Origin of the sequence: Pseudomonas sp. (assembly GCF_030696055.1) — a bacterium.
Classification (GTDB): domain Bacteria; phylum Pseudomonadota; class Gammaproteobacteria; order Pseudomonadales; family Pseudomonadaceae; genus Aquipseudomonas.
In genome coordinates this window covers 1-6264 of the sequence record NZ_JAUYNP010000265.1, presented here as the reverse complement: position 1 = coordinate 6264, position 6264 = coordinate 1, and the positions used below count along the sequence as shown (strand labels likewise).

The window sequence follows — 6264 nt, the reverse complement described above, 5'->3', positions numbered from 1 at the left end:
TGGTGTCGCCACCCGCTACCTGCCGAATTATCTGGGCTGGCGGCGCATGCTTGAACGTTACCAACAGCGTATTCAGCCGGATTACTGCATCCAGGAAGCGATGGGGCGAACCATGCAACACATAATTGGGACATAGCCTTTAATAAGGACTATGCGGCGCTGGCCGCGGCGGTGCGTGACTACGACTTCGAACAGGCGCAGCAGCTGCTGCACGCGGCGGCGGGGCAGCGCCAACTGATGCTATGAGTGGAGAGGGGCAAATGGACGAGATGCTCGATCGACCGGACCAGCCGCTGGTGCTGGTGGTGGACGACACCCCGGAAAATCTGCAGTTGATGAGCGAGCTGTTGCTCGGCCACTACCGGGTCAAGGTCGCCAGCAGCGGCATCAAGGCGCTGCGCATCGCCGCCGGCAGCCAGCCGCCGGACCTGATTCTGCTCGACATCATGATGCCGGAGATGGACGGCTACGAAGTCTGCCGCCTGCTCAAGCTCAACCCGGCGACCGCGGCTATTCCGGTGATCTTCCTCACCGCCAAGAGCGAAGCGGCCGACGAACAGCGCGGCTTCGACCTGGGCGCGGTGGACTACATCACCAAGCCGATCAGCCCGCCGCTGGTTCTCGCCCGGGTGCAGGCCCACCTGCAGCTCAAGGCCAGCGCCGATTTTCTGCGCGACAAGAACGAATACCTGGAACTCGAGGTGCGCCGGCGCAGCCGCGCTATGCAACGCCTGCAGGAGGTCACCATCGAGGCCATGGCCGGGCTTGCCACCATGCGCGACAACCCTTGCGGCAAACACCTGGCGCGCGTCGAGCCCTATATGACACGCCTGGCCACGGCGCTGGCCAAGCAGCAGCCGGCCCTGGCCGAGCAGCTCAATAGCGAGCGCATCGCCCAGTTGGGCAAGTCGGCGCTGCTGCACGGCATCGGCAAGCTGATCTTGCCGGACCGCATCCTGCTCGGCCTGTCGGGGCGGCAGTTGCAGGGCGCCGATCTGCAGCTGTTGCACCGGCATGCCGAGGCCGGTCGCGATGCCCTGCAGGCGGCCGAAGCCAGGCTGGGCAGCAGTACCGGCTTGCTGCGCGATGCCCGCGATATCGTCTACAGCCAGCACGAGCACTGGGATGGCAGCGGCTATCCGCAGGGCTTGCGCGGCGAGCAGATCCCCCTGGCAGCGCGCCTGATGGCGCTGGTGGGCTGTTATGAGGAGCTGACCAGCCATCATCTCTACCGCCCATCGCTCAGCCATGCCGAGGCGCTGCAGCAGATAGGCGCGGCCAGTGGCGTGCGTTTCGACCCCTCGGTGGTGCTGGCCTTTATCGAGGCCGCCGACGACTTTGCCGAGATCGCCCAGCGCCTGGCCGACGATGCGGAGTCGATTCGCTGCGAGCTGCAGCGCCTCGACGCGTCGCTGGGCGACAGCATCGAGCTGACCCTGCCGGAGTCCTAAGAACCTGTTCACGATCGATCTGCTGCGCTTCGGCGATACGGCGTTAGAAATGGCCTCGGGCTGCTCATTTACAGCCCGTAAACTCCGCGCCCTCGGCCATTTCTGCCTTGTCTCGCTCTAGCTCGCGAGATCGTGAACAGGTCCTAAGCGGCGTCAGTGGGGCTTGAGTATTGCCCGTCGCCCCCCATTTCCCGGCTTGCCGAGTGCCGCCTGCGTTCAGGAGGGTGGGCGCTGCGCAAAGATTGCCGTATAACGGGCGGCATTGGGCAACACAGGACCCCTGATTAAAGCTGATGAAGACGCCAAAACGTATTGAACCCCTGGTCGAAGCCGGTCTGGTCGACGAAGTGATACGCCCGCTGATGAGTGGCAAAGAAGCCGCCGTCTACGTGGTGCGCTGCGGCGACGAGCTGCGCTGCGCCAAGGTCTATAAAGAAGCCAATAAACGCAGCTTCCGCCAGGCCGCCGAATACCAGGAAGGCCGCAAGGTGCGCAACACCCGCGACGCCCGCGCCATGGCCAAGGGCTCAAAGTACGGGCGCAAGGGCCAGGAAGATGCCTGGCAGAACGCCGAGGTGGCGGCCTTGTTCCGCCTGGCCAGTGCCGGGGTGCGGGTGCCCAAGCCCTACGACTTCCTCGAGGGCGTGCTGCTGATGGAGCTGGTCTCCGATGGCGAAGGCGATGTCGCGCCGCGCCTTAACGATGTCGACCTGCATCCGGACGATGCCCGCGAGTTCCATGCCTTTATGGTGCACGAGGTGGTGAAGATGCTCTGCGCCGGCCTGGTGCACGGCGACCTGTCGGAATTCAACGTGCTGCTCGGCCCCGACGGCCCGGTGATCATCGACCTGCCGCAGGCGGTGGATGCCGCCGGGAATAACCATGCGTTCAAGATGCTCGAGCGCGATGTCGGCAATATGGCCGCCTACTTCGGTCAGTTCGCCCCTGAGCTGAAGTTCACCAAGTACGCCAAGGAGATGTGGGCGCTCTTCGAGGCGGGTGAGCTGACCCCGGAAAGCCCGCTGACCGGCGAGTTCGCCGACCCGCAAGAGGCCGCCGATATCGACGCGGTGCTGCGCGAGATCAAGGCCGCCTTGGCCGACGAAGCGCGCCGTCAGGCCTTGCTGAATGCCGAGGATGCGCCTCAGGGCGAAGAACCGCCGCCGCCCTGGGCGCAATAGCGCTTACGCCACCTCTGGCAGGCCGCCGCAAGGCCTGCCAGCCCGCTCATGCGCTGTCGGGTGGCACCCCGCGCAGCGCTTTCCACCCAGGGTTGAGCGTCGTGGTGGATAAATAAAGCGTCATCCAGCCTACAGGCTGGCGACCTTAAAGGTATCGCAACGGCCGACATTGCCTTGCTCGAAACCCTGCTTGAACCAGCGCACCCGCTGCGCCGAGGTGCCGTGGGTAAAGGAGTCCGGCACCACCTGGCCGCGGGCCTGCTTCTGCAGGCGGTCGTCGCCTATGGCATGGGCCGCGTTCAGCGCCTCTTCCAGATCCCCTGCTTCCAGCCAGTCGAGGCGGCGCTGGGCGTGATGGGCCCAGACGCCGGCCAGGCAGTCGGCTTGCAGCTCCTGACGCACCAATAAGCCGTTGTCGCCTTCCAGCTGCTCGCCGCGCTGGCGCGCCGCGTTCACCTTGGCCGAGACGCCGAGCAGGGTCTGCACATGGTGGCCGACTTCATGGGCAATCACATAGGCCTGGGCAAAGTCGCCGGCGGCGCCGAAGCGCTGCTCCAGCTCGCGGAAAAACGCCAGGTCGATATACACCCGCCGATCGCCCGGGCAATAGAAGGGCCCGACCGCCGAGCTGGCAAAGCCGCAGGCGGAATTCACCCCGCCGCGAAACAGCACCAGGGTCGGGTCGCGGTAGTGCTTATTGCCGCCCCGAAAGATCTCGCGCCAGGTGTCCTCGGTGTCGCCCAGCACCGCGCGAACAAACTCCGACTGTTCGTCGTGACTGGCTGGCGCGGAGTTTTCTGACTGGCTGACTGGGCCACTCTGCAGGGCCTGACCGGCCAGCTGGCCGAGAATCTGCATCGGGTCCTGGCCGCTGAGCAGGCCGATGATCACCACCACGGCGACCCCGCCCAGGGTCAAACCCTTGCCGCCCATGCGCATGCCGCCGCTGCGCGCATCCACCAGGTTGTCGCTGCGTCTTGCCCGTTTCCACTGCATCGTTGCCGTCCCTTGTGCTTATCGGCCTTGAGTGTCGTCCTCTGGCCGGACCAGCGCCAGCCAGGTCGTCAGCCGTAGTTCTACGGCTAATGCTTCAGTCCGCGCTGCGGCCTGGTAGGCAGTGCACCGGCGCTGCTCCTGCCACGGCGCTCGATTATTTCCGCATAGGCCGCGCGAGGCTTATGCTGCGCCCACCATTATCGGGGAAGGAGGCTGTCGATGCTGCTCGCACGGGTGATTCTAGTGATTCAACTGCTGGGGCTGGCCGGTTTGGGCCTGGCCTACTTTAGCCGCCCCCATGAGATGGCCAACCTCAGCGGCATGCTGCTGATGGCCCCGGCGGCGGCGACCGATATGCGGGCGTTCTACGGCGGTATGCAGCTTGGCCTGGCGGCCTTTATCGGCTTGTCCCTGGCGCGCCAGGAGCTGAGCCGCGCCGCCCTGACCCTGCTGGTGCTGCTGTACAGCGCCCTGGCGCTGGCGCGCATCGGCGGCCTGTGGCTGGATGGCGGCGCGCAGCAGACCTTCAACCTCTACGCGCTGTTGCTGGAACTGGTGTCGGTGGGGCTATGTTTCTGGGCGCTGCGTGGCTTAAACAAGGCCGAGCAGGCTCGTTGAAAAACTACCTGCGTTGCCCCTCTTTAGAAAAGAAAGGGGGCGTTAAAAATAGGTTCGGCAAGCCGCTTGCGGCTAACGCGCTTTAGTGCGACCCGAAGGGCGGGTGAAGCGAGTCATGCTCATTTACAACACGTAAACTGCGCTTCCTCACCTGTTTTGACCAGCCGAAGGCTGTTACTACGTAGTGCCTTGTCTCGGCTGCCTCGCCTACGTTTTTCAACGGCCTGCAAGTTGCAGTCGCGTAGGCTGGGTTGAGGCGCGCAGCGACGAAGCCCAACGGCGATGGTTCGGGCGCCACCGTTGTCGCCCATTTGTACCTTGTACGCCTTGTTGGGCTTCGCGCAACTCAGCCCAACCTACGACTGGGCGCTGGGTGGCTTGCCGCGCCAGTCAACTCAGCGGCGCTCCAGCAATACCCCCGACTCCATATGGTGGGTATAGGGAAACTGGTCGAACAGCGCGCAGCGGCTCACCTTATGGGTGTCGCTAAGCTGGGCGATATTGGCGGCCAGGGTCTCGGGGTTGCAGGAGATATACAGAATCCTGTCGAAGCGCCGGGTCAGTTCGCAGGTGTCCGGGTCCATGCCGGCGCGGGGTGGGTCGACGAACACGCTGCCGAACTCGTAGCTTTTCAGGTCGATGCCGGCCAGGCGACGGAACGGCCGCACCTCGTTCAGCGCTTCGGTCAGCTCCTCGGCGGACAGGCGCACCAGGCGCACGTTGTCCACCGCGTTGTCTTCCAGGTTGGCCAGGGCGGCATTCACCGAGGACTTGCTGATCTCGGTGGCCAGCACCTTGCGCACTCGGGTGGCCAGGGGCAGGGTGAAGTTGCCGTTGCCGCAGTAGAGTTCCAGCAGGTCGTCCTGGCGTTCGCCCAATACATCAAAAGCCCAGCCGAGCATCTTCTGGTTCACCTTGCCATTGGGCTGGGTAAAGGCGCCTTCCGGCTGGCGATAGCGGAACGTGCGCCCGGCCACCTGCAGCTGTTCCTCCACATAGTCCCGGCCTATAACGATGCGCTTGCCCTTGGAGCGGCCGATAAGGCTGACCTGCAGCTCGCTGGCGAGTTGCTCGGCGGCGGTTTGCCAGGCGGCGTCCAGCGGACGGTGGTAGCACAGGGTGATGAGCGCATCGCCGGCCAAGGTGCTGAGAAACTCCACCTGGAACAGCTTGAAGCTCAGGGCGCTGCTGGCCTGCCAGGCGCTTTTCAGGCGCGGCATCAGCGCGTTGATCTGCGCGCTGGCGATGGGGAAATCCTCGAAGAAGATCGGGGTGAACTTGTCGCCGGCCTCGAACATGGCGTAGTGACGATCCTCGCCTTCGCGCCACAGGCGGAATTCGGCGCGCAGGCGGTAGTGCTCGCGGGGCGACTCGAATACCTCGGGTTCAGGCGCGGCGAAGGGCGCCAACAGCTCGCTCAGGCGCTGGGTCTTTTCGGCAAGCTGGGCGGCATAGGTACTGGGATCGAACTGGGAACGGCTCATGGACTACTCGGTAATCGGGGGAGTTGGAGCGTCCGCTGACGCCGGCCAGGCCTGCGTCAGCGGTCTTGAGTCTTAGAATCTGTGGCGGATCCGAGGCAGGATCTTAGGCGTACAGCCCCAGCTTGATCGCGCAGAGTACCGCGAGTATGACCAGCATCGGGTTGAGTTCGCGCCAGCGCCCGGCCAGGGTCTTGATCACCACCCAGGCGATAAAGCCGAAGGCGATCCCGGAGGCGATGGAGAAGGTCAGCGGCATGCCCAGGGCGGTGATCAGCACCGGGGCGGCGACCGTGATGTCGTCCCAGTCGATCTCGGCCAGGCCCGCGGCCATCAGCACGGCGACGAACAGCAGCGCCGGCGCGGTGGCGAAGGCCGGCACGCTACCGGCCAGCGGGGCGAAGAACAGCGCCAGGAGGAACAGCACGGCGACCACGCAGGCGGTCAGGCCGGTGCGCCCGCCCTCGGCGACGCCGGCGGCCGACTCGATATCGCGGGTGGTGGTCGAGGTGCCCAGCAGCGAGCCGGTCATGGCGG

The 6264-nt window shown here is 65.1% G+C and carries 6 protein-coding genes and 1 pseudogene; 4 read left to right on the top strand and 3 right to left on the bottom strand.

Annotated elements, in window-relative coordinates; translation table 11 throughout:
• From Q8Q83_RS15860 to Q8Q83_RS15850, 3 genes and pseudogenes are all read left to right on the top strand, one after another.
• Nucleotides 1–136 (top strand): annotated as a pseudogene (locus tag Q8Q83_RS15860) (IS1595 family transposase); the annotation flags it as partial.
• Nucleotides 137–260: 124 nt separating this feature from the next.
• Nucleotides 261–1451: an HD domain-containing phosphohydrolase gene (locus Q8Q83_RS15855; protein WP_305625094.1), complete on the top strand. Its 1191-nt coding sequence runs from the start codon at nucleotides 261–263 to the stop codon at nucleotides 1449–1451.
• 293 nt (nucleotides 1452–1744) lie between these two features.
• Nucleotides 1745–2632, top strand: a complete 888-nt coding sequence (locus Q8Q83_RS15850; RefSeq protein WP_305625093.1) for a PA4780 family RIO1-like protein kinase — start codon at nucleotides 1745–1747, stop codon at nucleotides 2630–2632.
• A 129-nt stretch (nucleotides 2633–2761) separates the two neighbouring features.
• Here the strand turns inward: Q8Q83_RS15850 and Q8Q83_RS15845 are convergent, their stop codons facing one another.
• Complete coding sequence (locus Q8Q83_RS15845; RefSeq protein ID WP_305625092.1) at nucleotides 2762–3628, bottom strand: neutral zinc metallopeptidase; 867 nt, start codon at nucleotides 3626–3628, stop codon at nucleotides 2762–2764.
• Nucleotides 3629–3847: 219 nt separating this feature from the next.
• Between Q8Q83_RS15845 and Q8Q83_RS15840 the strand changes: the two genes are divergently transcribed.
• Entirely contained in the window at nucleotides 3848–4246 is a 399-nt protein-coding gene (locus Q8Q83_RS15840) for a DUF4345 domain-containing protein (protein ID WP_305625091.1), read from the top strand.
• 395 nt (nucleotides 4247–4641) lie between these two features.
• Here the strand turns inward: Q8Q83_RS15840 and trmA are convergent, their stop codons facing one another.
• Both trmA and Q8Q83_RS15830 read right to left on the bottom strand, forming a co-directional pair.
• On the bottom strand, nucleotides 4642–5730 hold the full coding sequence (gene trmA / locus Q8Q83_RS15835) for a tRNA (uridine(54)-C5)-methyltransferase TrmA (RefSeq protein ID WP_305625090.1): 1089 nt from the start codon (nucleotides 5728–5730) through the stop codon (nucleotides 4642–4644).
• Nucleotides 5731–5833: 103 nt separating this feature from the next.
• Nucleotides 5834–6264: NCS2 family permease (locus Q8Q83_RS15830; RefSeq protein ID WP_305625089.1), on the bottom strand; the 431-nt coding region annotated here is incomplete at its 5' end.